27 protein-coding genes and 1 tRNA gene are annotated in these 26801 nt (G+C 67.3%); 14 read left to right on the forward strand and 14 right to left on the reverse strand.

The window, feature by feature from the left end; translation table 11 throughout:
* Window positions 1–2: 2 nt before the first annotated feature.
* The 4 genes from ACT6SE_RS07835 to ACT6SE_RS07850 all read right to left on the reverse strand — a co-directional run bounded on the left by ACT6SE_RS07835 (window position 3) and on the right by ACT6SE_RS07850 (window position 3122).
* A complete protein-coding gene (locus ACT6SE_RS07835) occupies window positions 3–509 on the reverse strand; it encodes a hypothetical protein (RefSeq protein WP_014646741.1) in 507 nt (168 codons plus the stop codon).
* Entirely contained in the window at window positions 506–1906 is a 1401-nt protein-coding gene (locus ACT6SE_RS07840) for a PhoH family protein (RefSeq protein ID WP_014646742.1), read from the reverse strand. The genes ACT6SE_RS07835 and ACT6SE_RS07840 overlap by 4 nt, the downstream gene beginning before the upstream one ends.
* Before the next feature lie 84 nt (window positions 1907–1990).
* Window positions 1991–2470: a peroxiredoxin gene (locus ACT6SE_RS07845; RefSeq protein ID WP_014646743.1), complete on the reverse strand. Its 480-nt coding sequence runs from the start codon at window positions 2468–2470 to the stop codon at window positions 1991–1993.
* A 91-nt stretch (window positions 2471–2561) separates the two neighbouring features.
* Entirely contained in the window at window positions 2562–3122 is a 561-nt protein-coding gene (locus ACT6SE_RS07850) for a glycine cleavage system protein R (RefSeq protein ID WP_005409051.1), read from the reverse strand.
* 163 nt (window positions 3123–3285) lie between these two features.
* On the opposite strand from ACT6SE_RS07850, the gene dapA reads away from it, so the two are divergent.
* The gene (dapA, locus tag ACT6SE_RS07855) at window positions 3286–4179 is read left to right on the forward strand and encodes a 4-hydroxy-tetrahydrodipicolinate synthase (protein WP_046429935.1); all 894 of its coding nucleotides are present in this window, start codon (window positions 3286–3288) and stop codon (window positions 4177–4179) included.
* A gap of 32 nt (window positions 4180–4211) precedes the next feature.
* Window positions 4212–4727, forward strand: coding sequence for a hypothetical protein (locus ACT6SE_RS07860; protein ID WP_032960832.1), 516 nt, complete (start codon window positions 4212–4214; stop codon window positions 4725–4727).
* Window positions 4728–4982: 255 nt separating this feature from the next.
* Here ACT6SE_RS07860 and fdxA read toward each other — a convergent pair whose 3' ends face one another.
* Window positions 4983–5306 carry a ferredoxin FdxA gene (gene fdxA / locus ACT6SE_RS07865; RefSeq protein WP_005409054.1) on the reverse strand — a complete coding sequence of 108 codons (324 nt, stop codon included), beginning with the start codon at window positions 5304–5306 and terminating at the stop codon, window positions 4983–4985.
* 180 nt (window positions 5307–5486) lie between these two features.
* Here fdxA and ACT6SE_RS07870 point away from each other — a divergent pair, with 180 nt between their 5' ends.
* Window positions 5487–6911, forward strand: coding sequence for a sugar porter family MFS transporter (locus ACT6SE_RS07870; RefSeq protein WP_046429936.1), 1425 nt, complete (start codon window positions 5487–5489; stop codon window positions 6909–6911).
* 526 nt (window positions 6912–7437) lie between these two features.
* Here the strand turns inward: ACT6SE_RS07870 and ACT6SE_RS07875 are convergent.
* Window positions 7438–7512, reverse strand: a tRNA-Glu gene (locus ACT6SE_RS07875).
* Window positions 7513–7564: 52 nt separating this feature from the next.
* On the opposite strand from ACT6SE_RS07875, the gene pcnB reads away from it, so the two are divergent.
* From pcnB to pgi, 6 genes are all read left to right on the forward strand, one after another.
* Window positions 7565–8944 (forward strand): polynucleotide adenylyltransferase PcnB, encoded by a 1380-nt coding sequence (pcnB, locus tag ACT6SE_RS07880; RefSeq protein WP_032960826.1) that lies wholly within the window; start codon window positions 7565–7567, stop codon window positions 8942–8944.
* 3 nt (window positions 8945–8947) lie between these two features.
* Window positions 8948–9433, forward strand: coding sequence for a 2-amino-4-hydroxy-6-hydroxymethyldihydropteridine diphosphokinase (gene folK, locus ACT6SE_RS07885; protein WP_032960824.1), 486 nt, complete (start codon window positions 8948–8950; stop codon window positions 9431–9433).
* A 34-nt stretch (window positions 9434–9467) separates the two neighbouring features.
* Window positions 9468–10283, forward strand: a complete 816-nt coding sequence (gene panB / locus ACT6SE_RS07890) for a 3-methyl-2-oxobutanoate hydroxymethyltransferase (protein ID WP_014646749.1) — start codon at window positions 9468–9470, stop codon at window positions 10281–10283.
* The gene (gene panC / locus ACT6SE_RS07895) at window positions 10280–11119 is read left to right on the forward strand and encodes a pantoate--beta-alanine ligase (protein WP_046429939.1); all 840 of its coding nucleotides are present in this window, start codon (window positions 10280–10282) and stop codon (window positions 11117–11119) included. The genes panB and panC overlap by 4 nt, the downstream gene beginning before the upstream one ends.
* A 161-nt stretch (window positions 11120–11280) precedes the next feature.
* Window positions 11281–11661 (forward strand): aspartate 1-decarboxylase, encoded by a 381-nt coding sequence (gene panD, locus ACT6SE_RS07900; protein WP_014646751.1) that lies wholly within the window; start codon window positions 11281–11283, stop codon window positions 11659–11661.
* Window positions 11658–13172 (forward strand): glucose-6-phosphate isomerase, encoded by a 1515-nt coding sequence (pgi, locus tag ACT6SE_RS07905; protein WP_046429940.1) that lies wholly within the window; start codon window positions 11658–11660, stop codon window positions 13170–13172. Before panD ends, pgi begins: the two co-directional genes overlap by 4 nt.
* A 124-nt stretch (window positions 13173–13296) precedes the next feature.
* Here the strand turns inward: pgi and ACT6SE_RS07910 are convergent, their stop codons facing one another.
* Together ACT6SE_RS07910 and ACT6SE_RS07915 are read right to left on the reverse strand one after the other, a co-directional pair.
* Complete coding sequence (locus ACT6SE_RS07910; protein WP_012510702.1) at window positions 13297–13866, reverse strand: response regulator transcription factor; 570 nt, start codon at window positions 13864–13866, stop codon at window positions 13297–13299.
* Window positions 13863–15089 carry an ATP-binding protein gene (locus tag ACT6SE_RS07915; RefSeq protein WP_032960817.1) on the reverse strand — a complete coding sequence of 409 codons (1227 nt, stop codon included), beginning with the start codon at window positions 15087–15089 and terminating at the stop codon, window positions 13863–13865. Before ACT6SE_RS07915 ends, ACT6SE_RS07910 begins: the two co-directional genes overlap by 4 nt.
* A 114-nt stretch (window positions 15090–15203) precedes the next feature.
* Between ACT6SE_RS07915 and ispG the strand changes: the two genes are divergently transcribed.
* From ispG to ACT6SE_RS07930, 3 genes are all read left to right on the forward strand, one after another.
* On the forward strand, window positions 15204–16469 hold the full coding sequence (ispG, locus tag ACT6SE_RS07920) for a flavodoxin-dependent (E)-4-hydroxy-3-methylbut-2-enyl-diphosphate synthase (RefSeq protein WP_041863307.1): 1266 nt from the start codon (window positions 15204–15206) through the stop codon (window positions 16467–16469).
* Entirely contained in the window at window positions 16450–17199 is a 750-nt protein-coding gene (locus tag ACT6SE_RS07925; protein ID WP_014646755.1) for a phosphatase PAP2 family protein, read from the forward strand. The genes ispG and ACT6SE_RS07925 overlap by 20 nt, the downstream gene beginning before the upstream one ends.
* Window positions 17200–17400: 201 nt before the next feature.
* Window positions 17401–18048, forward strand: a complete 648-nt coding sequence (locus ACT6SE_RS07930) for a response regulator (RefSeq protein ID WP_005416124.1) — start codon at window positions 17401–17403, stop codon at window positions 18046–18048.
* 159 nt (window positions 18049–18207) lie between these two features.
* Here ACT6SE_RS07930 and ACT6SE_RS07935 read toward each other — a convergent pair whose 3' ends face one another.
* The 5 genes from ACT6SE_RS07935 to zwf form a co-directional block, all read right to left on the reverse strand.
* Window positions 18208–18867, reverse strand: a complete 660-nt coding sequence (locus ACT6SE_RS07935) for a bifunctional 4-hydroxy-2-oxoglutarate aldolase/2-dehydro-3-deoxy-phosphogluconate aldolase (RefSeq protein ID WP_014646757.1) — start codon at window positions 18865–18867, stop codon at window positions 18208–18210.
* A gap of 116 nt (window positions 18868–18983) precedes the next feature.
* Complete coding sequence (gene edd / locus ACT6SE_RS07940) at window positions 18984–20900, reverse strand: phosphogluconate dehydratase (RefSeq protein ID WP_032958604.1); 1917 nt, start codon at window positions 20898–20900, stop codon at window positions 18984–18986.
* A 58-nt stretch (window positions 20901–20958) separates the two neighbouring features.
* Window positions 20959–21684, reverse strand: coding sequence for a 6-phosphogluconolactonase (gene pgl / locus ACT6SE_RS07945; protein ID WP_014646759.1), 726 nt, complete (start codon window positions 21682–21684; stop codon window positions 20959–20961).
* The gene (glk, locus tag ACT6SE_RS07950; RefSeq protein ID WP_014646760.1) at window positions 21681–22688 is read right to left on the reverse strand and encodes a glucokinase; all 1008 of its coding nucleotides are present in this window, start codon (window positions 22686–22688) and stop codon (window positions 21681–21683) included. The genes pgl and glk overlap by 4 nt, the downstream gene beginning before the upstream one ends.
* Window positions 22685–24121: a glucose-6-phosphate dehydrogenase gene (gene zwf / locus ACT6SE_RS07955; protein ID WP_014646761.1), complete on the reverse strand. Its 1437-nt coding sequence runs from the start codon at window positions 24119–24121 to the stop codon at window positions 22685–22687. The genes glk and zwf overlap by 4 nt, the downstream gene beginning before the upstream one ends.
* Before the next feature lie 352 nt (window positions 24122–24473).
* On the opposite strand from zwf, the gene ACT6SE_RS07960 reads away from it, so the two are divergent.
* A complete protein-coding gene (locus ACT6SE_RS07960; RefSeq protein WP_046429943.1) occupies window positions 24474–25556 on the forward strand; it encodes an ABC transporter ATP-binding protein in 1083 nt (360 codons plus the stop codon).
* A 103-nt stretch (window positions 25557–25659) separates the two neighbouring features.
* Here the strand turns inward: ACT6SE_RS07960 and ygfZ are convergent, their stop codons facing one another.
* Complete coding sequence (gene ygfZ / locus ACT6SE_RS07965) at window positions 25660–26535, reverse strand: CAF17-like 4Fe-4S cluster assembly/insertion protein YgfZ (RefSeq protein WP_046429944.1); 876 nt, start codon at window positions 26533–26535, stop codon at window positions 25660–25662.
* 39 nt (window positions 26536–26574) lie between these two features.
* On the opposite strand from ygfZ, the gene ACT6SE_RS07970 reads away from it, so the two are divergent.
* Window positions 26575–26745, forward strand: a complete 171-nt coding sequence (locus ACT6SE_RS07970; RefSeq protein WP_080342731.1) for a DUF1674 domain-containing protein — start codon at window positions 26575–26577, stop codon at window positions 26743–26745.
* The last annotated feature ends 56 nt before the right edge of the window (window positions 26746–26801 follow it).

Consider the following 26801-nt stretch of genomic DNA (forward strand, 5'->3'; position numbering starts at 1 on the left):
CCTCAGGGCCCGCCGAAGCCGCCGTTGAACTGCAGCTCGCTGAAGGTGTTGCTGGCCGGGTCGAACACCGCGCCCCAGAACTGCGCGCCGCCATCGCAGACGCGGATCGCTTCGCGGGCCGGATTGATGCCGCTGTCGTCGGGCAGGTGGAAGGCATTGATGTAGATCAGGCGTCGGCCTGCGCTTTCGATGCCGACGTACTGCCGGTCAAAGTCGAGCACCTTCGGCACCTGGGCCTCCAGCGAAGACAGATTCGCTTCCAGCTGGTCGATCTGCTGCCGGCTGGGTGCCCAGTAGCCGCTGACCCGCCCGGCCTCGCGGCCGGGGCTGGGCCGCGAGCAGGTGTCGAGCACCTGCGCGGCGATGATCGGGCGGGTGACCACCCAGGACTGGCCGGTGCGCTCGGCGGTGGGCACACTGGCCGGGCCGCGCGTAGTGGTGCAGGCGCCCAGCACGGCTGCGAGGGTGATTGCAGCCGTGGGCAGCAGCAGGCGGGTGCGGCGGTTCACAACACCTCCGAAGCGTAATCGGCCAGGCGCGAACGCTCGCCACGGCGCAGGGTGATGTGTGCACTATGCGGCCAGTTCTTGAAGCGATCCACCGCGTAGGTCAGGCCCGAGGTGGTCTCGGTCAGGTACGGGGTGTCGATCTGCTCGACGTTGCCCAGGCAGACGATCTTGGTGCCGGGGCCGGCGCGGGTGATCAGCGTCTTCATCTGCTTCGGGGTGAGGTTCTGCGCCTCGTCCAGGATCAGGTAGCGCGACAGGAACGTGCGGCCGCGCATGAAGTTCATCGAGCGGATCTTGATGCGGCTGGCCAGCAGGTCGTTGGTCGCCTGGCGCCCCCACGTGCCGCCTTCCTGGTTGTGCGTGAGCACTTCCAGGTTGTCGGTCAGCGCGCCCATCCACGGCGTCATCTTCTCTTCTTCGGTGCCGGGCAGGAAACCGATGTCTTCGCCGACGCTGACCGTGGCGCGGGTCATGATGATCTCGCGGTAGCGCTGCTGGTCCATCGTCTGCGCCAGGCCGGCGGCCAGCGCCAGCAGGGTCTTGCCGGTGCCGGCGGTACCCAGCAGCGTGACGAAGTCGATCTCCGGATCCATCAGTGCGTTGAGGGCGAAGTTCTGCTCGCGGTTGCGTGCGCTGATGCCCCACACGGCGTGGCTGCCGTGGCGGAAATCATCGACCAGCGACAGCACCACCTTGCCGTCACCGACCACGCGGCTGACGCGCAGCTCGACTTCATCTTCGCCGGGCAGGTAGACGTACTGGTTCGGGTACCACTCCTCGCCGTCCTGCGCCTGGATTTCGTAATGGGTACGGCCCTTGTCGCTCCAGCTGCGCAGGTCGTCGCCGTGGCGCTTCCAGAAGTCTTCCGGCAGCTCGGTAGCGCCGGTGTAGAGCAGGCTGAAATCGTCCAGCGCGCGGTCGTTCTCGTAGTCCTCGGACACGATGCCGGCGATGGCGGCCTTGATCCGCAGGTTGATGTCCTTGGAGACGAACACCACCGGCAGGTCGGGGGTTTCTTCCTTCAGGGCCAGGATCGCGCCGAGGATGGCGTTGTCCGGGATCACCTTGCCGAAGCTCTTGCCAGCGTCGAAATGGCTGGTCTGGAAGCGCAGCTTGCCGGCGCTCTGCTTGCCGCGCAGCTGCAGCCCATTCGGGCGCTGCAGCGGAATGCCGTCGGCCAGGTTGTCCAGGCCGGAGGCCTGCACCAGCTCGTTGAGGAAGCGGCTCACCTGGCGGGCGTTGCGGCTCGCTTCGGAGGTGCCCTTCTTGCCGTTGTCCAGCTCCTCGATCACCTGCATGGGCAGGTAAACGTCGTGCTCCTCGAATTTGAACAGCGCGGTCGGATCGTGCATCAGCACGTTGGTATCCAGCACGTAGATGCGCTTGCCTCGGGTCATCGTCGATTCCTGGTTACGGACAGGGAAAAACCACCACGGCCTGCTGCCGGGCAGGGTGATGGCAGACACAGTAGGCAGTGGGACTCACTTGGACTGGGAGGCCTTCAGTTCGGCGAGAACGGCATCGGCATGGCCGGCGACCTTGACCTTGCGCCAGGACTGCACGATGCGGCTGTCGGGGGAAATCAGGAAGGTGCTGCGTTCGATGCCACGTACCTGCTTGCCGTACATGTTCTTCATCTTGATCACGTCGAAGGCGCTGCACAGCGCTTCGTCGCCATCGCTGACCAGGGGGAAGCCGAAGCCCTGCCTGGCACAGAAATTGTCGTGCGACTTCACCGAATCGCGCGAGACGCCCAGCACGACCGCGCCGGCCTTCTTGAACTTCGGCAGCAGCGCGTTGAAGTCGATACCTTCGGTGGTGCAGCCGGGAGTGCTGTCCTTGGGGTAGAAGTACAGCACCAGCCACTGGCCGGCATAGTCGCCGAGGGTGGCCTGGTCGCCACCGGACAGCGCCAGCGGCAGGGAGAGGGTGGTGCTGTCCAGGGTATCGCCGTTGTTCATGAGGTCCTTCTGTCGAGCCTGGGTTCTTTCCAAGACAATTGCATGAAACGCCACGCGCCCGTGAGAGGCGCGCGAAAAATCAGGAATTCATTCAGAACTTCATCGGGTCCATGATCGCGTCCAGGTTCAGGTGGTCGCAGAACTCAAGGAAATCGTCGCGCAGCGCGGCGATGTGCATGTTGGCCGGCACGCCGATGGTGACCTGTGCACTGAACATTTCCGCACCGGTCTGCATGGCGCGGTAGCGCGTGCTCTGCAGGTTCTCGATGGTGATGCCCTGGCGGTCGAAGAAGTCGGCCAGCTGGAACAGGATGCCCGGCTTGTCGGCGGCGATCACTTCGACGATGTATGGCAGCAGGTTGGACTGCGCCTGCTTGGCGGCGGTGCGGTACCAGACCAGCTTCAGGCCCTCCTCGCGCTCCAGCCGGGTCAGCATCGCCTCGAGCTTGGCCACCGAGTCCCAGGAGCCGGTGGCCAGGGCGGTGACCGAGACATCGCGGCCGACCGTGGCCAGGCGTGCGTCCACCAGGTTGCAGCCGCTGTCGGCGATGCGGCGGGTGACGGACAGCAGGGGGGACTCCGGATGCGTCGTATAGGCGTTGATCAGGAGGTGGTTTTCGCTCGGCGCGGGGCGCGGGGTGGTGTCGGTCAAGGCGATTCCGGGTAATGCATGCGTGAGTCTGAATGCCCGCCAGAGGCGGGGATCCACCGGTGTCCAGCATACTTGCCCGTGCTTTCGCGCCGCAAGTAACATTCAGGCCGCCCCCAGCCTTTCGTGGCGGGCGTTTCCCTTCCCAGCCAAGAGCAGCACGTCCTTGTCCCTTTCCGGCCTCATCACCGCGCTGGCGACCCCGTTCCGGGCCGACGGCGCCCTCGATCCCGATGGTTGGCAGCGCCTGCTGCACCTGCAACTGGAGGGTGGCGTCCATGGCGTTGTCGTGGCTGGCTCGACCGGCGAAGCGGCGACCCTGACCGATGCCGAGTACGACCAGCTGCTGGCCAGCGCCGTCGAACGCATCGGCGGCCGCATCCCGGTCATGGCCGGCACCGGCCTGTCGGGCACCGCCAAGACCATCGAACAGACCCGCCGTGCCGCCGCCCTTGGCGCCAGCCACGCACTGGTGGTCACCCCGCCGTACGTGCGGCCGACGCAGGCTGGCCTGATCGCGCACTATCGCGCGGTGGCCGACCAGGGCGGGCTGCCGGTCGTGCTGTACAACGTGCCCGGCCGTACCGGCTGCGACATGCAGCCGGAGACCGTGGCCGAACTGGCCAGCCACCCCAATATCGTCGGCATCAAGGAAGCGGTGGGTGACACCGGCCGGGTGCAGGCGCTGCTGGCGCTGCGCAGCCCGACGTTCGCGGTGCTCAGTGGCGACGACGGCACCGCCGCGCGTTCGATCCGGGCCGGCATCGATGGCCTGATCTCGGTCGGTTCCAACGTGCTTCCGGGCGCGTATCGCCGGATGTGCGAGCTGGCTGCCGCGCACGACCAAGAAGCCACCGAGTCGTGGGACGCGCGCCTGCATCCCTTCCATGATTTCTGTGGCGTCGAACCCAACCCGATCCCGGTCAAGGCGCTGCTGCGCCGCATCGGCATCGGCCATGACCTGCGCCTGCCGCTGCTGCCGCTGTCGGCAGCACATCATCCCGCGGCCGACCACCTTGCCGGCGACATCGCCGCCCTCGAAGCCCTTTCCAGCCACTGACCTTCCGTCTTGGTCTGACCCAGGAGATTCACATGCGTCAATCCGTTTCCACTGTCCGCGTGCTGTCCTACGCCCTGCTTGCTGTAGCTGTTGCGGCCGGCACCACCGGCTGCTTCAAGCGTGGCGTCAAGGGCGACTACGCCCTGGCCCCGGAAATGCGCCCGCTGGAAGTACCGCCGGACCTGAACCTGCCCAACGCCACCACCGACAACAAGGTGCCGACACTGGCCTCGGCCACCAAGCCGGCGGCGCCGGTCGCCGCAGCCCCGGCGGTGGGCAACACCGGTTTCACCATTGCCGGTGGCAAGGATGAAGCCTTCGCCAAGGTCGGTACCGCGCTGGAAGGCGTCGAAGGCGTGACCATCGCCAGCCGCGCGCAGCTGCTGGGCTCGTACGACGTGGCCTACGAAGGCAGCAACTTCCTGGTCCGCGTGGTGGCGGTTGATGCAGGTGCCTACATCTCCGCGGTCGACCCGCGTGGCCTGCCGGCCACCGCCGAAGCGCCGGTGAAGCTGATCGCCGCGCTGAAGGCGAAGCTGGCTCAGTAAGGGTCGCCCTGGTGGAGGCCGACCTTGGTCGGCGCTTCCGTGCCAACCAAGGTTGGCACCTACCGGAAGACGTGCCTTGGTAGAGGCCGACCTTGGTCGGCGCTTTTGTGCCAACCAAGGTCGGCACCTACCGGAAGACGTGCCTTGGTAGAGGCCGACCTTGGTCGGCGCTTTTGTGCCAACCAAGGTTGGCACCTACCGAGAACAGAAAAGGGCGCCATGGGCGCCCTTTTCCGTTGCCGCCGCGGGCGCTTCTCAGCGCTCCAGCAGCTTCAGCTTGTCCGGCTTGCCGTCCCATTCGCCGGCGTCGGCGGGCGGGTCCTTGCGCACGGTCAGCACCGGCCATTCCTTCGCCAGCTCGGCATTGAGGGCAACGAAGCCTTCCTGGCCGGCGGGGACGTCGTCCTCGGGGAAAATCGCGTTGACCGGGCACTCCGGCTCGCAGAGGGTGCAGTCGATGCACTCATCCGGGTCGATCACCAGGAAGTTCGGGCCTTCGTGGAAGCAATCCACGGGGCACACTTCCACGCAATCGGTGTGTTTGCACTTGATGCAGTTTTCGGTGACGACAAAGGGCATGGGCTGGGGGTGGATCGATTCCTGAACCCGCCAATTCTAGAACAGGTTGGCCCCCGGTGTCGGGATGGGACGGAAAACGGGCGTCTGGCAGGCGCGGCCATTGGCGGCACGGCAGGGCGTGTGCGAGGCTGCGCGACAACCGGTCCTGGTGGCCGGGCTCCCTTCCCAGCAGGATCGTCCATGTCCCAGGCCCCGTCCCGCACCGCCTCCCACGGTGGTGAAAACACGGCGTTCATCGTCCTGATCAGTTGCGTGGCCACGCTTGGTGGCTTCCTGTTCGGCTTCGACAGTGGTGTCATCAACGGCACGGTCGATGGCCTGCGCCAGGCCTTCAACTCCAGCGAGGCGGCGCTGGGTTTCGAAGTTGCCTCGATGCTGCTGGGCTGCGCGGTCGGTGCATTCCTGGCCGGTTGGTTGGGCGATCGCCTGGGGCGCCGTGGTGTCCTGATCGTGTCCGCGCTGATGTTCCTGGTCTCGGCGCTGGGCGCCGGGGCGGCCCACGCGTCCTGGCTGTTCATCGCGGCCCGCGTGCTGGGCGGCTTTGCGGTGGGGGCGGCCAGCGTGATGTCACCGGCCTACATCGCCGAAGTCGCCTCGGCGCGCTATCGCGGCCGGCTGGCCACGGTGCAGCAGATGGCCATCATCTGCGGTTTGTTCGCGGCCTTCCTCAGCAATTACCTGCTGGCCCGCGCCGCCGGCGCCTCGACCGAGCCGCTGTGGCTGGGCCACGAAGCCTGGCGATGGATGTTCTGGATGCAGGCGCTGCCCTCCGCGCTGTTCCTGCTGTTGCTGCTGGTGATTCCGGAAAGCCCGCGCTTCCTGGTGCTGAAGGGCCGCCAGGGGCAGGCGAGGGCGGTGTTGTCGCGACTGTACGGCGAGGCCGCTGCCCGGGCCAAGCAGGCCGAGATCGAAGCCAGCCTGGCACAGGACCAGCACAAGCCGCGCTTCGGCGACCTGCGCAGCAGGGCTACCGGCAGGCTGCGCCCGATCCTCTGGGTGGGCATCGGCCTGGCCATGTTCCAGCAGCTGGTCGGCATCAACGTGGTGTTCTACTACGGCGCGGTGCTGTGGCAGGCGGTGGGCTTCTCTGAAAGCGACGCACTGCTGATCAATGTGCTGTCCGGCGCGCTGAGCATCGGCGCCTGCCTGCTCACCGTGCTGCTGATCGACCGCATCGGGCGCAAGCCGCTGCTGTGGGTCGGCTCGGTCGGCATGTCGGTGGCGCTGGTGCTGATGGTGGTGGCGTTTGCCAGCGGCAGCCTGGCCGGCGGGCGCCTGCAGCTGTCCGATGGCATGGGACGGCTGGCGCTGGTCGCCGCCAACGTCTACGTGGTGTTCTTCAACATGTCCTGGGGCCCGGTGATGTGGGTGATGCTGGGCGAGATGTTCCCCAACCAGATCCGCGGCCCGGCGCTGGCGGTGGCGGGTGCGGCGCAATGGACCTCGAACTTCGCGATCACCGTGACCTTCCCGATGCTGCTGGCCGGCATCGGCCTGGCCGGCGCCTATGGCATCTACGCGGTGGCGGCCATCCTCTCGATCGTCTTCGTGGTCCGCTACGTACGCGAGACCAAGGGCAAGGAGCTGGAGCAGATGGAAGGCTGACGGCGACTGGCTTCGGTTGCGTTCCGTTGGCGCCTGCTTGTCCAGAGTGTGAGGGGGCAGGCCGCCCTCTCCAGGACACGCAAGAGCCCATCCATGGTGCTCGATGGCGCCTTGCTCGCGTGCGCTGTCCTGCGCACTCGGCAAGACCAGGCTTGTGCTCCTGCCCAACCCGTCGGGCGCATGCGCCCAACCCATCGCGCCAACGGTCCTGGAGAGGGCGGCCTGCCCCCTCCTGACAGTTTCATGGTGCGTGCGGATGCGGCGAAGCGCTGGTCGGTTGTTGCCGCAGCTGGCGGGAAACCGTCCAGAGTCGGTGGGGTCACCCAGGGCAGGACCGTTGGCGCCAAGGATGGCGCCATCGAGCCCCCATGGATGGGTTCACGGCGTGTCCTGCCCTGGGTGACCCCACCGGCTCGAGCCGATTGCAGGGAGGCGCCAAAGCGACCAACCCGACCGCAATCACTGCAATCCCGGAAAACAGAAAAGCCCGCACAAGGCGGGCTTTTTCGGTTCCTGCTGCGGCGACTGGCGCTCCCTAGGGGACTCGAACCCCTGTTTTAGCCTTGAGAGGGCCACGTCCTAACCACTAGACGAAGGGAGCGTAACTGTGTCGCTGCCGAGGCAGGAGCGCTAGTATATGCACCTCGATGCCATTGGGCAATCCCGAAACTTCAACCGGAAGCGCCAACATCATTTCCTCTGCTACATCACCGTTCAGCCTGCGCGTCATCCCGCGCGACCAGCACACGATCTCCCGCAAGGACATCAGCCCGAACGCCCTGCGCGTGCTTTACCGCCTGCGCGATGCCGGCTTCGGCGCCTACCTTGTCGGCGGCGCGGTGCGCGATCTGCTGGTCAATGGCCAACCCAAGGATTTCGACGTGGCCACCGACGCCACGCCCGAGCAGGTCAAGCAGCTGTTCCGCAACTGCCGCCTGATCGGCCGCCGGTTCCGCCTCGCCCACGTAGTGTTCGGTCGCGAAATCATCGAAGTCGCCACCTTCCGTGCCAACAGCGATGACGGCAGCGGCGACCGCGAGATGGAAAACGGCATGCTCGTGCGCGACAACGTGTACGGCACCATCGAAGACGACGCCATCCGCCGCGACTTCACCTGCAACGCCCTGTACTACGCCATCGAGGACTTCTCGGTGCGCGACTACACCGGTGGTTTCGAGGACGTGCAGGCGCGCCTGATGAAGCTGATCGGCGACCCGGTGCAGCGCTACCAGGAAGACCCGGTACGCATGCTGCGAGCGGTGCGCCTGGCGGCCAAGCTCGGCTTCCAGATCGAAGAGGGTACTGCCGCGCCGATCCCGCACCTGGCCGGCCTGCTCAACGAAGCTGCGCCAGCGCGCCTGTTCGAGGAAGTGCTCAAGCTGTTCCTGTCCGGACACGGCGTGGCCAGCTTCGAAGGCCTTGAGCGTTACGGCCTGCTCGACGTGCTGTTCCCGGAAAGCGCCAAGGCGCTGAAAGCCAACCGCACCGGCGCGCTGCGCCGCATGCTGGTCGAGGGCCTGGCCAATACCGATGCGCGGGTGGCCAACGACGAACCGGTCTCGCCGGCGTTCCTGTTCGCGCTGCTGCTGTGGCCGGCGTTCTGCCGTGCACAGGCGACCCTGCTCAAGCAGGGCGTGGCACCGGAAGAGGCGCAGCGCCGCGCCGCCGACCGCGTCACCGTGCAGCAGTTGAGCACCATCGCGCTGCCGCGCCGCTTCTCGCTGCCGATGCAGGAAATCTGGCTGCTGCAGTCGCGCTTCAGCTCGCGCCAGCGCAAGCGCGTGTTCCGCACCCTGACCCATCCGCGCTTCCGTGCCGCGTTCGATTTCCTCAGCCTGCGCCAGGTGGCGTCGTCCGAGCACGCCGCCGATGTCGAGTTCTGGCGCGAAGCGCAGGCGCAGTCCGGTCGTGAGCTGGAGTCGTCGCTGGATGCGATGCACAGCGAAGATGGCGATGACGAGAGCGGAGCGCCGCGCAAGCGCCGCCGTCGCCGCCGTCGTCCGGGTGCCGCGGCCGGTGCAGCGGGCGAGTAAGCGATGACCCTCGCCTGGATCGGCCTCGGCGCCAACCTCGGCGACGCGGCCGCCACCGTCGGCGCGGCGATTGCCGCGCTGGACGGCCTGCCCGGTACCCGGCTGCGCCAGGCCTCGCGGCTTTACGCAACGCCGGCCTGGGGCAATGAAGACCAGCCGCCGTTCGTCAATGCGGTGGCCTCGGTCGAAACCACCTTGCCGGCCGATGAGCTGCTGCAGGCCATGCTGGCGCTGGAGCAGCGCTTCGGTCGCACGCGTGATCCGGCAGTGCACTGGGGCCCGCGCGCGCTGGACCTGGATCTGCTGCTGTATGGTGCGCAGGCGCTCGACCAGCCTGGGCTGAAGGTGCCGCATCCGTACCTGCACGAGCGTGCCTTCGTGCTGGTGCCGCTGGCCGAAATCGCGCCGGAACTGACAATTCCTGGCCATGGACGCGTGCAGGATGCAGTGATGCGGGTCGATGCCTGCGGGATCGCGCCGATAGGGTGATAATGCCCGGGTTATCTCCCCCGGTTATCAGCACATGAGCACCCACGCAGACAGCAAGCCCTGGACCGTTCCCGCCCTGGCCGAGGCCAAGCGCAATGGCCAGAAGCTGGTCATGTTGACCGCCTACGACGCCGGCTTCGCCCGCACCTTCGATGCCAACGGCGTCGATCTGATCCTGATCGGCGATTCGCTGGGCATGGTCGTGCAGGGTCATGATTCGACCCTGCCGGTGACCGTGGCCGACATGGTCTACCACACCCGGGCCGTGGCCCGCGTGCTGCAGCGTGCGCTGCTGGTGGCCGACCTGCCGTTCGGCGCCGATGCCACCCCGGAACGCGCGCTGGATGCCTCGCTGCAGCTGCTGCAAGCCGGTGCCGAGATGGTCAAGATCGAAGGTGCCGGCTTCAAGGTCGACATCATCCGCTACCTGGTCGAGCGCGAGATTCCGGTCTGCGCGCACCTCGGCCTGACCCCGCAGTCGGTGCTGCGACTGGGCGGCTTCAAGATCCAGGGCCGCGGCGATGCTGCGCGCCAGCTGGTGGAGGACGCCAGGGCCGTGGCCGCCGCAGGCGCCAGCATCATGGTGCTTGAATGCGTGCCGACCCCGGTCGCTGCCGAAGTGACCGCTGCGGTGGATGTGCCGACCATCGGCATTGGCGCGGGCCCGCAGTGCGATGGCCAGGTGCTGGTGCTGCACGATTTCCTCGGCCTGGACAGTGGCCATCGCCGTCCCAAGTTCGTCAAGGATTTCCTTGCCGAAGGTGGCTCGGTGGCCGGTGCCACCCGCGCCTTTGCCGACGCGGTGCGCGACGGCAGCTTCCCCGACGAACAGCACGCCTACGCCCAATGATCCAGACCTTCAACGAGCTCGGCGCGTTGCGCGAGCAGATCGCCCAGTGGAAGCGTGAGGGCCTGCGCGTGGCGCTGGTGCCGACCATGGGCAACCTGCATGGGGGGCACCATTCGCTGGTGACCCTGGCCCGCCAGTACGCTGACAAGGTGGTGGCGAGCATCTTCGTCAATCCGACCCAGTTCGGCCCCAACGAGGATTTCAGTCGCTACCCGCGCACGCCCGAGGCCGACGTGGCCGGGCTGGAGCAGGTCGGCTGCGATGCCGTGTGGCTGCCCAGCGTGGAGACGATGTATCCGCTGGGCGTGGACAGGACCACGCGCATGCACGCGCCGGGTGTCAGTGAAGTGCTGGAAGGCGCCAGCCGCCCGGGGCACTTCGATGGCGTCTGCACGGTGGTGGCGCGCCTGTTCCTGCAGGTGCAGCCGGACGTGGCCGTGTTCGGCCGCAAGGACTACCAGCAGCTCGCCGTGATCAGGCAGATGGTGGCCGAGCTGTCGTTCCCGATCCAGATCGTCGGTGCTGAGATCGTGCGCGACGAGGATGGCCTGGCCAAGAGTTCGCGCAACCAGTACCTGAGCGACGAACAGCGCCCGGTCGCGACCACCATCCACCGCACCCTGCTGGGCATGCGCGAGGGCTACGTGGCGGGGCAGGCACGTGATCGCATCGAAGCCGACGCCACGGCCACATTGCAGGCAGCCGGGTTCCAGGTCGACTACGCGGTGCTGCGCACCCCGGAGCTGGCCGAGCCGACCTTCGACGGCGGTGGCCGCGTGGCGCTGATTGCCGCGCGCCTGGGAACCACCCGGTTGATCGACAACCTGGAGTTCTGAGTTCCGGCGGCGCCGCGCGATGCATGGGGTCAGATCCCTTTTCCAGGGGAAAAGGGTTCTGACCCCGGTTTCACCGGCTACCTGAACAGGTTGCCGGCCGTGATGCCCCGCGCTGCGCGGGTGCTAGAATCCGCTCTTTCCTTTGCCGTTGCAGCGCCCCCATGCACCTGTCCCTGCTCAAGACCAAGATCCATCGCGCCACCGTCACCCATTCCGAGCTGAACTACGAAGGCTCGATCGCCATCGATGACAACCTGCTGGCTGCCACCGGCATCCGCGAGTTCGAGCAGGTGCACATCTGGGACGTGACCAATGGTGCGCGTTTCTCGACCTATGCCATTCGCGCCGAAGCCGGCAGCGGCGTTGTCTCGCTCAACGGTGGCGCCGCGCGCCACGTGCAGGTCGGTGACATCATCATCATCGCCGCGTTCGCCAGCATGACCGAGCAGGAAGCTGACAGCTTCAGGCCGAAGCTGGTGTACGTTGATGGCAACAACCAGATCACCCACACCAACGACACGATCCCGACCCAGGCCGCATGACAACGAACAACGGATTCGACTCGCTGCATTCCCACGCCCAGCGCCTGAAGGGCGCAAGCATTCCCAGCCTGCTCGCCGCCGAACCCGGCCGTGTACAGGAGCTGGCGCTGCGGGTCGGTCCGTTGTACGTCAATTTCGCCCGGCAGAAATACGATGCCGCGGCGTTGAAGGCGCTGTTGGCGCTGGCTGCCGAGCGTGATGTCGGTGGTGCCATCACGCGCCTGATCCGCGGCGAACAGGTCAACCTGACCGAAGGGCGCGCCGCGCTGCATACCGCGCTGCGCGGCGATGTGGTCGATGCGCCGGTGGCGGCCGAGGCCTATGCCACCGCGCGCGCGATCCGCCAGCGCATGGGCGTGCTGGTGCGCGCGCTGGAAGACAGTGGCGTGACCGATGTGGTCAGCGTCGGCATCGGTGGTTCCGACCTTGGCCCGCGCCTGGTCGCCGACGCGCTGCGTCCGGTCAGCGGTGCGCGCCTGCGCGTGCATTTCGTCTCGAACGTGGACGGCGCCGCCATGCAGCGCACGCTGGCCACGCTGGATCCGGCCAAGACCGCCGGCATCCTCATCTCCAAGACCTTCGGTACGCAGGAAACGCTGCTCAACGGCCAGATCCTGCACGACTGGCTGGGCGGCAGCGAGCGCCTGTATGCAGTCAGCGCCAATCCGGATCGCGCCGCCAAGGCCTTCGCGATCGCCGCCGATCGCGTACTGCCGATGTGGGACTGGGTGGGTGGCCGCTATTCGCTGTGGTCGGCGGTCGGTTTCCCGATCGCGTTGGCGATCGGCTTCGAGCGCTTTGAGCAGCTGCTGGAAGGCGCCGCACAGATGGATGCGCATGCGCTGGATGCACCGCTGGAGCGCAACCTGCCGGTGCTGCATGGCCTGACCGACATCTGGAACCGCAACCTGCTGGGCCATGCCACGCATGCGGTAATGACCTACGACCAGCGTCTGGCGCTGCTGCCGGCCTACCTGCAGCAGCTGGTGATGGAAAGCCTGGGCAAGCGCGTGCAGCGTGATGGTGCGCCGGTCACCACCGACACCGTGCCGGTGTGGTGGGGTGGGGCAGGCACCGATGTGCAGCACAGCTTCTTCCAGGCGCTGCACCAGGGCACCAGCGTCGTTCCGGCCGACTTCATCGGCTGTGTGCACAACGATGATCCCTACACGATCAATCACCAGGCCCTGCTGGCCAACCTGTTGGCACAGACCGAGGCGCTGGCCAATGGCCAGAGCAGCGACGATCCGCACCGTGATTACCCGGGCGGGCGGCCGAGCACGCTGATCCTGCTCGACGCGCTGACCCCGCAGGCACTGGGTGCGCTGATCGCCATGTACGAACACGCCGTGTACGTGCAGTCGGTGATCTGGAACATCAACGCGTTCGACCAGTTCGGTGTCGAGCTCGGCAAGCAACTGGCCAGTGGCCTGCTGCCGGCGCTGCAGGGCGAGGATGTAGCGGTTGCCGATCCGATGACCCGCGAGATCCTGGCGCAGCTGAAGCGCTGATGCTCTGGTAGTGCCGGCCGCTGTCCGGCAACCAGGTGATGCTTCAATCGTTCATGAGGTTGCCGGCCAGCGGCCGGCACTACCGCAGAAGATGGGTTGCCGGCCAGCGGCCGGCACTACCGCGTCACCGGCTCGGGTCGCGCTCCGGGCTTGGCCGCTTGGCCAGTTTGCGCTGCAGCGAGCGCCGGTGCATGCCGAGCAGGCGCGCGGCCGCTGACACGTTGCCGCCGGTCTCGTGCATCGCCTGCTGGATGTGTTCCCACTGCAGGCGGCTGATCGGCGTCATCGCATCGGGCACTTCCATTTCGCCATCGTCGGCCGGGCCGTCGTCTTCCTCGCCGAGGGCGCGCAGGATCATCGGCACCGTGGCCGGCTTCGGCAGGTAATCATCCGCACCCAGCTTGATCGCCTCCACCGCGGTGGCGATGCTGGCGTAGCCGGTCACCAGCAGGATCCGCATGTCCGCGCGCAGCGCGCGCAGCGGCTGGATCAGTGCCAGGCCGGAATCGCTGCCCAGCTTCAGGTCGATCAGCGCGAAGGCCGGTGGATGCTGCCGGGCCAGCGCCAGCGCACTGGCGGCATCCTGTGCGGTCTGCGTTTCAAGCCCCTTGCGGGCCAGGCTGCGTTGCAGGGTACGCAGGTACAGCTCGTCGTCGTCGACCAGCAGGCCCAGGGTGGAATGGTGAAGGCTCATGGGGTGTCCTCGCGTGGGGCCAGCGGCAGGCGGAAGCCGACGCGGCTGCCGGCCCCCTGGGCCGGGCGCATCCACATCTCGCCGTCGAGGCGTTCGATGGTGGCATGGGACAGGGCCAGGCCGACGCCCATGCCCTCGCTCTTGCTGCTGCCGAACAGCTTGCCCGGCAGCACGGCGGCACGGGCGTCGAAGCCATGGCCGTAGTCGCGGACTTCGCCGATCAGGTCGTCGCCTTCGATGCGCAGGTCCAGGTCCACGCGTGGCCGGCCGGCTTTCTCGCCGGCATCGGCGGCGTTGTTGAGCAGGACCATCAGCAGATGGCCTACGCCCGGGTCCAGCGGCAGCCGCAGCGGCGCATCATCGTTGCGGTGCAGGTCGATGGTCGGCCGCACCAGGCGCCATTGCTCAAGCACCTGCTGTGCGCTGGAATGGCTGCGGCCCGGTGCGTCGGCCGAGGCCGGAGCAGCCAGCGCCAGCACGCGCTCCCGGCACTGCACCAGCAGCTCGCGCAGGGTTTCCATGTCCTCGCGCACTTCCGGCTCTTCGCTGCGCTCGGCCACATCGTCGGCGAGCAGGGTCATGGTCGCCAGCGGCGTGTTCAGTTCATGCGCCACCGAGGCGGCATGGGTGGCCAGCGCGACGATGCCCTCGTTGCGGGCGAAGCGCTCGCGCAGTGCCGACAGTTCCAGCTCGCGCTCCCGCAGGGCCAGCGCCAGCCGGGTGGAGAAGGCCAGTACCACCGCGGCGGAAATCAGGAAGTTGGCGACCACGCCCCAGCGATTCAGGTCCTGCGCGCGGAAGTAACCGTCCGGCAATGGCTGGCCGAAGATGCCGCTGGCGGCGTAGCCGAGCAGGCAGGCCAGTGCGACCGCCAGTGCCCAGCGCAGGGGCAGGGCGAATGCGGCCAGCGCGATCAGGATCAGGAACAGCGAGCTGAACGGGTTGGCCATGCCGCCGCTCCAGCCGACCATCCAGGTCAGGATGATCACGTCCACCAGGATGTGGCCGAACGCGGTCAGCGGTGCGGTGTCAGCCGCGTCCGGACGCAACTGGGTATAGATGTTGAACAGGGCCAGCACCGCCACGCCGGCCCATAGCGGCAGCTGCGGCAACGGCAGGCCCAGCACCCAGGTGGCAACCAGGATGGTGGCGGCCTGGCCGCCTACGGCAAGCCAGCGCAGGCTGCACAGGGTACGGAGAAACGGGGCGTCGGGACCGGTCATTCACGCTCATCGTATGTGTTCACGGGCGGCTGTGCCTGCGACAATCGGCCGCAGCCGTGCCACCGGCTGAATGCGAGTCACCCGGAATGCGGGGGCGGGCGGTAGAATGCGCCCATGCACGACGCCGTCACCCGCCCGACTCCTCCCTCCGATGCCACCTCCTGGCCCCGCCGCCAGACCCATGCCGTGCAGATCGGCGGGGTCACCGTAGGCGGAGGCAAGCCGGTCGTGGTGCAGTCGATGACCAACACCGACACGTCCGACGTGGCCTCCAGCGTGAAGCAGGTGGCCGAGCTGTGGCGGGCCGGTTCGGAAATGGTGCGTTTGACCGTCAATACCGTGGAAGCCGCTGCGGCGATCCCGCGCATCGTCGACAAGCTGGCGATGATGGGCATCGACGTGCCGCTGATCGGTGATTTCCACTACAACGGCCACCAGCTGCTGACCGCCGAGCCGGCATGTGCCGAAGCGCTGGCCAAGTACCGCATCAATCCGGGCAACGTCGGCTTCGGCAAGAAGAAGGATCTGCAGTTCGCCCAGTTGATCGAGTTCGCGATCCGCTACAACAAGCCGGTGCGCATCGGTGCCAACTGGGGCTCGCTGGACCAGGCCCTGGCGGCGAAGTTGATGGACGAGAACAACCTGCGCGAGCAGCCCTGGGATGCCGGTCGCGTGCTGCGCGAGGCGCTGATCCGTTCGGCGCTGGATTCGGCCGAGCAGGCGGTGGAGCTCGGCCTGCCGCGCGATCGCATCGTGCTGTCGGCCAAGGTCAGTGGCGTGCAGGAGCTGATCGCGGTGTACCGCGACCTGGCCCAGCGCTCCGATTTTGCCCTGCACCTGGGCCTGACCGAGGCCGGTATCGGCAGCAAGGGCATCGTCGCCTCGTCGGCGGCGCTGGGCGTGCTACTGCAGGAAGGCATCGGTGACACCATCCGCATCTCGCTGACCCCGGAACCGGGCCAGTCGCGCACGCAGGAAGTGATCGTCGCCCAGGAACTGCTGCAGACCACCGGCCAGCGTGCCTTCACGCCGCTGGTCACGGCTTGTCCGGGCTGCGGCCGCACCACCTCCGAGTTCTTCCAGGAACTGGCCAAGGTGGTGCAGAACCACGTGCGCGAGAAGATGCCGCTGTGGAAGATCCACCATCCGGGTGCGGAGAACATGACCCTGGCGGTGATGGGCTGCATCGTCAATGGGCCGGGTGAGTCGCGGCACGCCAACATCGGTATTTCCCTGCCGGGCACCGGTGAAACCCCGGCCGCGCCCGTGTTCGTCGATGGCGAGAAGAAGGTGACCCTGCGTGGCGAAAACATCGCCCAGGAGTTCGTCGCCCTGATCGACGATTACGTCGAACACAAATATGTCCGAAGCGCCGGATAAGCCTGCGATCCTCGCTGCGCCGGAGTCCGCCTCCGGTTTCCGCCACTGGATGGCCCGCAATGCCTGGCGCCTGGTGCTGCTGTTCGGTGGCGTGCTGCTGCCGTTGGCGGGTTTCGTCGCGCTGGCCGACGAAGTGCACGAGTTTGAATCGTTCCATTTCGATGCGCCGCTGCTGTGGCAGATGCATGGCCTGCACTCACCGCTGCTGGACCGCTTCTTCGTGCTCATTTCCAGGCTGGGCTACGAATGGTTCCTGATTCCCGCCGACGTGCTGATCATCGGCGTGCTGCTGGGCTACCGGCGTTGGCGTGAGGCCACGTTCGTGGCGGTCAGCTTCGTCGGCTCGGCGCTGCTGAACATGGGCAGCAAGCATTTCTTCCAGCGCCAGCGCCCCAGCCTGTGGGAATCGATCGCGCCGGAATCGACGTTCAGCTTTCCCAGCGGCCACGCGATGGGCTCGATGACCCTGGCCGTGACCCTGGTGCTGCTGGCCTGGAACACCCGCTGGCGCTGGCCGGTGCTGCTGCTGGCGCCCGCGTTCAGCCTGCTGGTCAGCGTCTCCCGGGTCTATCTGGGCGTGCATTACCCCTCCGATATCCTGGCCGGATGGTGTGCCGCGCTGGTTTGGGTGGTAGGGTGCTATCTGGTCATGTTCAGTCGCCGGCATCCTTGGCGACGTCAGGATTCGCCGCCAGCGACGGCCAGCGAAGCATCATCACAGGGGGATTGACGTGGATGGCCCCTCCGGGGCGTCTACGTAATAGATCAGTTGTTTCGTTGCAGCAGGTTCTGCAAGACAGGGGGCAAGCACAACGCGCGGTACTGTGATGCGCAAGGCAGAATGCCCGGGTCGCATCTCGAACGCGCTTGCAGGGGTATCGGCGCCCTGCCTAGCTTGACCTGCAATGGCCGCATTCGAAGAGGTACGTGAATGACGATTCGAGTCTACCTGGTGGATGACCACGCACTGGTCCGCACCGGGATGAAGATGATCCTGTCGGGGGAGACCGACATCGAGGTGGTGGGCGAAGCCGAGACCGGCGAAGATGCGCTGCGCGACGTCCGCCAGCTGCTGCCGGACGTGGTGCTGTGCGACCTGCACCTGCCCGGCGTGAGTGGCATGGAGGTGACCGAGCGCATCGTCCGCAGCCATCGCAACACCCGCGTGGTGATCGTGTCGGTGCTGGAAGACGGTCCGCTGCCGAAGCGCTTGCTGGAAGCCGGGGCTGCGGGCTACATCGGCAAGGGCTGCGATGCACAGGAGCTGCTGCGTGCGGTGCGCGATGTGGCCATGGGCCGTCGCTACCTGGGCACCAGCATCGCGCAGAACCTGGCCCTGTCGACCGTTGAAGGCAACGGCTCTCCATTCGACAGCCTGTCGCCGCGCGAGCTGGAAGTGGCGTTGCTGCTGACCCAGGGCCTGCGCCAGGAAGACATCGCGCGGCGCCTGAGCCTGAGTGCGAAGACGGTGAACACGCACAAGGCGCGGCTGTTCGAGAAGATGGGGATCCACGACAACATCGCGCTGGCGCGCATGGCCAGCCAGTACGGGCTGGTGGATCCGGCACGGCCGCTGTAAGGGATTCGGCCAACGGCTGAGCCCTCCGCAGGGCCACCGACAGGTTCCGTGCGCCGTCACTGCCGATAGAGGAAATGTAGAGCCGAGCCTATGCTCGGCTGCTTTCCGGCCTGCGGGCGCGGAGCCGAGCATGGGCTCGGCTCTACAGCTGCGTCGGGCTCAGTGGCCGCGTACGCGCTTGATGATCTTCGCGGCGTCGGCGGCGCTGGCGCGCACCTTGTCCCACTGACCGTCGGCGATCCAGCTGCCCGGCACCATCCACGAACCGCCGATGCAGACCACGTTCTTCTGCTCGAGGTACTCGGCGGCGGTGTTTTCGGTGATGCCGCCGGTCGGGCACAGCTTGAGGTCGGCAACCGGGCCGGCCAGACCCTTGATCATCGCCAGCCCCCCCACGGCGGTGGCAGGGAACAGCTTGCACACGCGGAAGCCGCGCGCATACAGCGACAGCAGTTCGGTCGGCGTGGCCGCACCCGGCACTACCGGCAGCGGTGCCGCCGCCAGCGCATCGGCCAGCGCCGGTGGCGTACCCGGGGTCACCAGGAAGTCCGCGCCCGCATCGATCGACTGCTGCATCTGCTCCACGGTCAGCACCGTGCCGGCGCCCACCACCACGTCCGGCAGCTCGCGCTTGAGCATCGCCAATGCTTCCATCGCCACTGGCGTACGCAGCGTCAACTCGATCGCCGGCAGGCCACCTTCCAGCAACGCCGCACTGACCGCACGCGCCTGGTCCAGCGTATGAATCGTCACCACCGGCAGGATGCCCGCCGCACGCAACAGCTCCGCCGCCTTCACCTGATGTTGTTCGATACCCATGCTTTTGCCCTTGCCTTTGCTCTTCTTGATTCAGTGGCCGCAGCGCAAATGACGCGCCGGGAATTGTCCAGGGCGCTCTACTGCCCAGGCCGGGAAGCCTGCCGCGGCTTTTCGCTTCAGGCGTCTTTTGCCTCATGCGGCGCCGCCGCCGCTGCGGCATCGTGCCCCAGCTCGTACTCCGCGTCGTATTCCCACGGCCCGCCATCGGCCGCCGCCGGCCCGCACGAAATCGAAATCGCGCCCTGATCAGCCGGACCCACCACGCGACGGTTGATCGCGAACAGGTTGCGGCCCAGGTCATGCGCGGCAGGCGCCGTGTTCGGGGCCAGCGGACGCGCGGCCCACTCGGCCGCGTCCACCAGCACTTCCAGCGTGCCGGCCTCGCCATCAAGGCGGATCATGTCGCCCTCGCGGACCTTGGCCAGCGGACCACCGCGCGCCGCTTCCGGCGTCACATGGATCGCCGCCGGAATCTTGCCCGAGGCGCCGGACAGGCGGCCGTCGGTGACCAGTGCCACGCGCCGGCCCTGGTTCTGCAGCAGCCCCAGCAGCGGCGCCAGCGAATGCAGTTCCGGCATGCCGTTGGCACGCGGGCCCTGGTAACGCACCACCGCCACGAAGTGCTCGGGCAGCAGGCCGCCGGCATGCAGCTTGTTCAGCACCTGCGGCGCATCGACAACCACGGCCGGTGCTTCGATCGTGCGGTACTGCGGCTTCACCGCCGACAGCTTGATCAGCGACTTGCCCAGGTTGCCGCGCAGCAGGCGCAGGCCGCCCTGGTGCTCGAACGGGTTGTCGACGCCACGCACCACTTCGTCATCGGCGCTGTGTTGCAGGCCCGGCAGGTAGACCAGCTGGCCGTCGCGCAGCTGCGGCTCGCGCGCGTAGTCGGCCATGCCGCCGCGCGCCACGCTGACCAGGTCACCGTGCATCAGGCCCGCCCTGATCAGCTCGCCGAACACGAAGGCCGGTCCGCCAGCGGCCGCGAAGCGGTTCACGTCGGCCTCGCCGTTCGGATAGACGCGGGCCAGCAGCGGAATCAGCTGCGACAGTTCGTCGAAGTCGTCCCAGGTCAGCACGATGCCGGCGGCACGCGCCACTGCGATCCAGTGGATGGTGTGGTTGGTCGAACCGCCGGTGGCCATCAGCGCGATGACCGCGTTGATGATCGCGCGCTCATCGATGATCCGGCCCAGCGGACGGAAGTCGTCACCGAGCGCGGTGATGTCCAGCGCACGTTCGGTGGCTTCGCGGGTGAGGGCGTCGCGCAGCGGCGTGCCCGGATTGACGAACGATGCGCCCGGCAGCTGCACGCCCATCGCTTCCAGCAGCACCTGGTTGGAATTGGCGGTGCCGTAGAAGGTGCAGGTGCCAGCGCCGTGGTAAGACGCGGACTCGGCTTCCAGCAGCTCTTCGCGGGTGGCTTCGCCGGCGGCATAGCGCTCGCGCACTTCCGCCTTCTGCTTGTTCGGGATGCCCGGGGTCATCGGGCCGGCCGGCACGAACACCGCCGGCAGGTGGCCGAAGGCCAGCGCGCCGATCAGCAGGCCCGGCACGATCTTGTCGCACACGCCGAGGTAGACGGTGGTATCGAACATGTCATGGCTGAGGCCGATCGCAGTGGCCTGGGCGATCACATCGCGCGAGAACAGCGACAGTTCCATGCCGCCGCGGCCCTGGGTGACGCCGTCGCACATCGCCGGCACGCCGCCGGCCACCTGTGCCGTAGCACCCAGCTCGCGGGCGATCTCGCGGATCTGCTCGGGATAGGTCTCGAACGGCTGGTGCGCCGAGAGCATGTCGTTGTAGGCGGTGATGATGCCCAGGTTCGGCGTCACGCCGCCGCGCAGGCGGCTCTTGTCGGTACCGCCACAGGCGGCGAATCCATGGGCGAGGTTGCCGCAGCTCAGGCGGCTGCGGAACGGGCCTTCGCGCAGGGAGGCGTCGATCGCGGCCAGGTAGGCGGCACGCGAGGCGGCGCTGCGGCGGATGACACGCTCAGTGATGGCTTGCAGTTGCGGATGGAGGCTCATTGGCTACCGGCGTTCAAGGTGGCGAGAGGCAAGCGGCGGCGGGGCGCCGCCGCCGACATCAATCAGCCCAGTGGACGCGCAGGCGCGCGCCTTCCAGGTTGATCGCGTTGAGGATCGGATACTGCTGGGCGTCGTTGCTGTCCAACGCTTGGCGCAGCACCTGCAGCTTCTGCTTGCCGCGCAGCAGCAGCAGGCGCTGTCGGCACTGGCGCAGCCCATGCGGGGTCAGCGTGATGCGCAGCGGCCACTGGTTCGCACCCGGGCAGCCGGTGGCATCCAGCGCGGCATAGGGCAGGGTGCTTTCCAGTGCGCGGGCGAGATCCTTCGAGCCCGGGAACAGCGAGGCGGTGTGGCCGTCGTTGCCCATGCCCAGTGCCACCAGGCTCGGCGGCTGGCTGTGCTGTGCCTGCAGGTTGGCGGTGTACACGCATTCGGGCAGGGGCTTGCCGATCCGCACCAGTGGATCGAAATGCGCACCCTCGGCGCGTTTCAGCAGGTGCTCGCGCACCAGCCAGGCATTGCTGTCGCGATCCTGCGGCGACAGCCAGCGCTCGTCGGCCAGGCTCACTTCCACCCGGTCCCAGTGCACGTCCAACTCGGCCAGCGCCTGGTAGACCGGCGCCGGTGTAGTGCCGCCAGACAGCAGGATGCGGGCGCGGCCCACTTCGTTGATGTCGTGGTTGAGGGTGTGCGCCATCTCGGCAGCAACGGCTTCGATCCAGCCATCGGCATCGCCATGGTTGATGAACTCGATGCGGTCGTCGTGGAAGGTGGTGGGGCTCATGCGGCAACTCCAGGTGCGTCACGTTCGGCGTCGGCGGCATAGGCGGCGGCGCCCAGCAGTCCGGCGTGGGGATGCATCACCGCCAACGAGGGCACGCGCGCCATGATGGAAGAGAATCGGCCCTTGTGCTCGAAACGCTGGCGGAAACCGGAGTGCTGCAGCGAATCGAGCATCTTCGGGGTCAGCCCGCCGGTCAGGAACACGCCGTCCCAGGCGCCCTGGGTCAGCACCAGATCGCCAGCAATGGCGCCGAACACGGCGCAGAACACATCCACGGTGCGCATCGCCTGCGGATCGCCGTGCAGGGCGCGGGCGGTCACGTCCACCGGCTGCAGCTGGCCCGGATCGATGCCGGCCATCTCGCACACGGCGCGATGGATGTTGACCAGGCCGGGGCCGCAGATCAGGCGCTCGTTGGAGACGCGGCCGAACTGCTCGGACAGGATCTCCAGGATGCGGATCTCTTCCGGGGTTCCCGGCGGGAAGCTGACATGGCCGCCTTCGGTTTCCAGCGGATAGCAACGGCCGTGGCGCATGATCAGGCCGCCGACGCCGAGACCGGTACCGGGCCCGATCACCGCGTAGTTGCGTGGCTGGCCGGGCTTGCCCGGTACCCAGGCAGCCCCACCGACCTGGACCACGTCATCGGGCTGCAGCAGCGAAATCGCCATCGCCTGCGCGGCGAAGTCGTTGATCAGGTGCAGTTCGTCGAACCCGAGCATGGCAGCGGTGCGGCTGCGCGAGATCACCCACGGATGGTTGGTGATGCGTGCTTCGTCACCATCCACGCGACCGGCCACGGCGAACACGCCGCGGCTTGCCGTGGCGCCGATCTGTTCCAGATGGTGGCGCGCGGCATCACCCAGCGACGGGAACTCCGCCACCGCGTACTCGCGGATGCTGTCCTTCTGCAGCGGTGCGTCCAGCGAGGTGTCGGCCAGGGCGAAGCGCGCGTTGGTGCCACCGATGTCGGCGACCAGCACTGGCTGCGAGCTGGCACTCATGCCGACGCTCCGCTGTCGGGCGCGTCCAGGTCCTGCGGCAGGAACCCGCCCGCATTGCCCGGGCCCCATTGGCCGGCGGGGTAGGGCTCCAGCGGCAGCTTGGCGTCCTTCCAGGCGTCGGCGACGCTGTCGATCCAGGCCCAGGCCGCACGCACTTCGTCATCGCGCACGAACAGCGTGTGGTTGCCGTTGAAGGCATCCAGGAACAAGCGTTCGTAAGCGATACGGCGGTGCAGGCCGGTCGGCACCGACAGTTCCAGCTCCAGCGGATGCAGCTCCAGCGCGCCCCATTCCGGGCCTGCCAGGCTGCTCATCAGGCCCAGTTCGATGTTTTCCTGCGGCTGCAGCTGGAACACCAGGCGGTTCGGTGCGGCCTGCGCGCGCTGCGGGCGCTCGAACAGCCAGTGGGTGACCGGCTTCAGCGTGACCACCACGCGGGTGGTGCGCTCGGGCAGGCGCTTGCCGGTGACCAGGTGGAACGGCACGCCGCTCCAGCGCCAGTTGTCGATATGCGCGGTGACACCGGCGAAGGTTTCCACGTCGCTGCCTTCCGGCGGCTGGTAGGCCTGTGCCGGCTGGCCATTGATGGTGCCGGCGGTGTAGCGGCCACGGATGCTGTCACGCGCGGCGTGCCTGGCATCGAGCGGGCGCAGGGCGCGCAGCACCTTGACCTTCTCGTCGCGGATGCGATCGGCTTCCAGCGATGCCGGCGGTTCCATCGCCACCATGCACAGCAGCTGCAGGATGTGGCTCTGCACCATGTCGCGCAGCGCGCCGGAGCGGGCGTAATAGGCATCGCGGCCATCCACGCCTTCGCTTTCGGCCACCAGGATGTGCACCGATTCGATGTAGTTGCGGTTCCACACCGCTTCCAGCAGCGTGTTGCCGAAGCGCAGTGCGATCAGGTTCTGCACCGCGGCCTTGCCCAGGTAGTGGTCGAGGCGGAACACGCGGTCCTCATCGATCCACTGGCCGATGGTGCTGATGATTTCCTCGGCGCTCTCGCTGTCGCTGCCGATCGGCTTTTCCAGCATCAGGCGTGCCGGCGCGGCGAGGGCGCCGCCCTTGGCCAGGCCTTCGCAGGTGGAGATGTACAGGCCCGGCGGGATGGCGAGGTAGCTGACGCACTTGCGGTGCACGAGGTCGGCGACCGCGGCGGCAACCGAGTCGACGTCGCGCAGGTCCACAGAGCGGTAGTCGATGCGACGCAGCAGGGCGCTGATGTCGTCCTGCGTGGCCATCGGCATGGCCTGCTGCAGGCGCGGCCGCAGGATGTCATGGAAGGCTTCGGTGTCATGCCCGGACAGGGCCAGCGCACGGATGCGGAAGTCCTCCGGCAGCAGGCCGTCGCCAAGCAGGCGAAGCAGCGAAGGGAACAGGTAGCGCTGGGCCAGATCACCTGTGGCACCGAACAGGAAGAGGGTGTCGTGCATCGCTCGAGTTTCAGATCCGGGTGACATCGTTGTCAATCGCTTCATGGCTGGGTTCGGGGGACATCCGCGCAACTGCCTGTCCGAGGTTCGTCAGGGGCGTTCTCCGGGGTGCCGGAAGACCGTTCCATTCGAAACCACTGCCTCGGTGGAACCTTCGTTCAACCGCCGACGCAGATCGGTGCGCACCGATCATCGGATAGTGCCACGTGAAAACGTTTACATGGCAGAATGGGCAACTGTATTCGATTGCAGTGCTCGCCGTCATGCGGCAAGCGCGCAATCATCACTGCCATCGGGAGGGCCGAGGCAGTCCCAAAAGACAGCCCGGCTTCGGGCGGACCGGATAGGTGATATGGCAAAAGTGCAGTTGCAGGGTGTGCGCAAGGTCTATGACAACGGCCAGGTCGCGGTGAAGGACGCCAGCTTCGAGGTCGCCGATGGCGAGCTGATGGTGCTGGTCGGCCCGTCCGGCTGTGGCAAGTCGACCCTGCTGCGGATGGTGGCTGGCCTGGAGGAGATCAGCGGCGGCACGCTGACCATCGGTGATCGCGTGGTCAACGACGTGGCGCCGAAGGATCGCGACATCGCGATGGTGTTCCAGAGTTATGCGCTGTACCCGCACATGACCGTGGCCGAGAACCTGGCCTTTGGCCTGAAGCTGCGCGGTCACGACAAGGCGACCATCGACAAGCGCATCGCCGAGGCGGCGCAGACGCTGGGCCTGACCGAGATGATGGACAAGCTGCCCAAGGCGATGTCCGGTGGCCAGCGCCAGCGTGTCGCGCTGGGCCGTGCGCTGGTGCGCGAGCCGGCGGTGTTCCTGCTCGACGAACCGCTGTCCAACCTGGATGCCAAGCTGCGCCACAGCGTGCGTACCGAGATCGCGCAGCTGCACCGCAAGCTGGGCACCACCATGATCTACGTGACGCACGACCAGGTCGAAGCGATGACCCTGGGCCAGCGCATCGTGGTGCTGAAGGATGGCGTCATCCAGCAGATCGATACGCCGATGGCGCTGTACGATCGCCCCGCCAACCTGTTCGTGGCCGGCTTCCTCGGCAGCCCGGCGATGAACGTGCTGCGCGGTACGCTGCAGGGCGATGCCGGTGGCGTGACCGTGGTCGATGGTGAGTGGCGTGCACCGCTGGGCCAGGCCATCATCGATCCGGCCTGGCTGCAGAAGCCGATCGCGGTGGGCGTGCGTCCGGAGCACCTGCAGCCGGCGGACGCCGACGATGCGCATGCGTTCGTCGCACGCATTGAAGGCATCGAACCGGTCGGTAACGAGATCTTCGTCAACCTGAGCAGTGGCCAGCACGCGCTGACCATGCGCGTGGCGCCGCAGGCGCTGCCCGAGGTGGGCGAGCAGATCCGCGTGGCGATCCATCCGCAGGGCCTGCATTTCTTCAACCCGGAAACCGGCGCGCGCCTGTAAGGGGTAGTGCCGGCCGCTGGCCGGCAACCTCAACCCTGCATGGTTGCCGGCCAGCGGCCGGCACTACCATTCCTGCACCCACCCGTGCAGGTCCCCGCCTGCTTCAGCGGGCCAGGCCATCCAGCAACGGCACGCGCTGCGCAATGGCATCGCCCACCTGCAGGTCAGCGTCGCTGGCCTCCAGTGGCAGTACCGCCAGTGCCAGGTCGCCGGCCACGCTGGCAATCGTGCCCAGCCCCGCGCCATCCTGCTGCACGCCATCGCCGGCCTGTGCCGGTGCTGCGGTATGCAGCAACTGCACCGCACGCTTGGCCTTGCCGAGGAAGTGGGTGCGGGCGACGATTTCCTGGCCGGGATAGCAGCCCTTCTTCACGCTGTAGCCGTTCAGGCGGTCCAGGCCCAGCTGTTGGGGGGTCCACACTTCGCGCTGGCCTTCTTCCAGCCGCGGCAGGCCGTAGCGCAGGTCGGCCTGGCGCCAGGCCAGGGCGAAAGCGGCCTCATCGGCTTCATTGCCGGCAGCGAACGCGTCGGCGCTGCCAATGCGCAGGGTGCGCGGCAGGGCATCGCTGCCCAGGTCCAGCTCCCAGCCGTCGCCTGCGGTCTGCGCAATCGCCGCGCCGCTGGCGGCCTCGGGCGCGGTGAACGCGCCAGCCGCCGCCAGATCGCTGCGCACCTGCACCTTCACCTTGCGGCGGAACACGAAGCGCTGCAGTTGCGACGCAATCGCATCGGCATCGCCGTCAGCCAGCACCAGCATCACGTGGTCGTCGGCCAGCCGAAGCAGCTGGAACACCGCCAGGGTACGGCCCTTGGCGCTCAGCCAGGCACTCCACTGCCAGTGCTGCAGGGGCAGGGCGGTGACATCGCTGCTGAACTGGGCGTGGGCAAAGACAGCCGCATCCGGGCCCTGCAGGCTCAGCAGCTGGTGGCCGGGCAGGCGCGGATATCCGACGAAAGCAGGGGGCAGGTTGTCAGGCACGTGAACGAGGTCTAAAATTTGTGCGTTGCGAGACCGAACATGATAGGCCAAACAACCCCCACTCCCGACGACGAATCTGAAGCCCCGCTGGTCCCCGTGGCACCCGTGCCCGTGGAACAGGAAAAAGCGGAAGAATTCGGCGGCCGCGGCGGACTTGATCCGGTGCGGTATGGCGATTGGGAGAAAAACGGACGCTGCATCGATTTCTGATCAGCATTGAGCCAACGCGGCCGTGTGCCGCCCAGCCGAGACAACGAGCCCAGCGA

Origin of the sequence: Stenotrophomonas sp. LC732 (assembly GCF_052446685.1) — a bacterium.
Lineage (GTDB): Bacteria > Pseudomonadota > Gammaproteobacteria > Xanthomonadales > Xanthomonadaceae > Stenotrophomonas > Stenotrophomonas muris.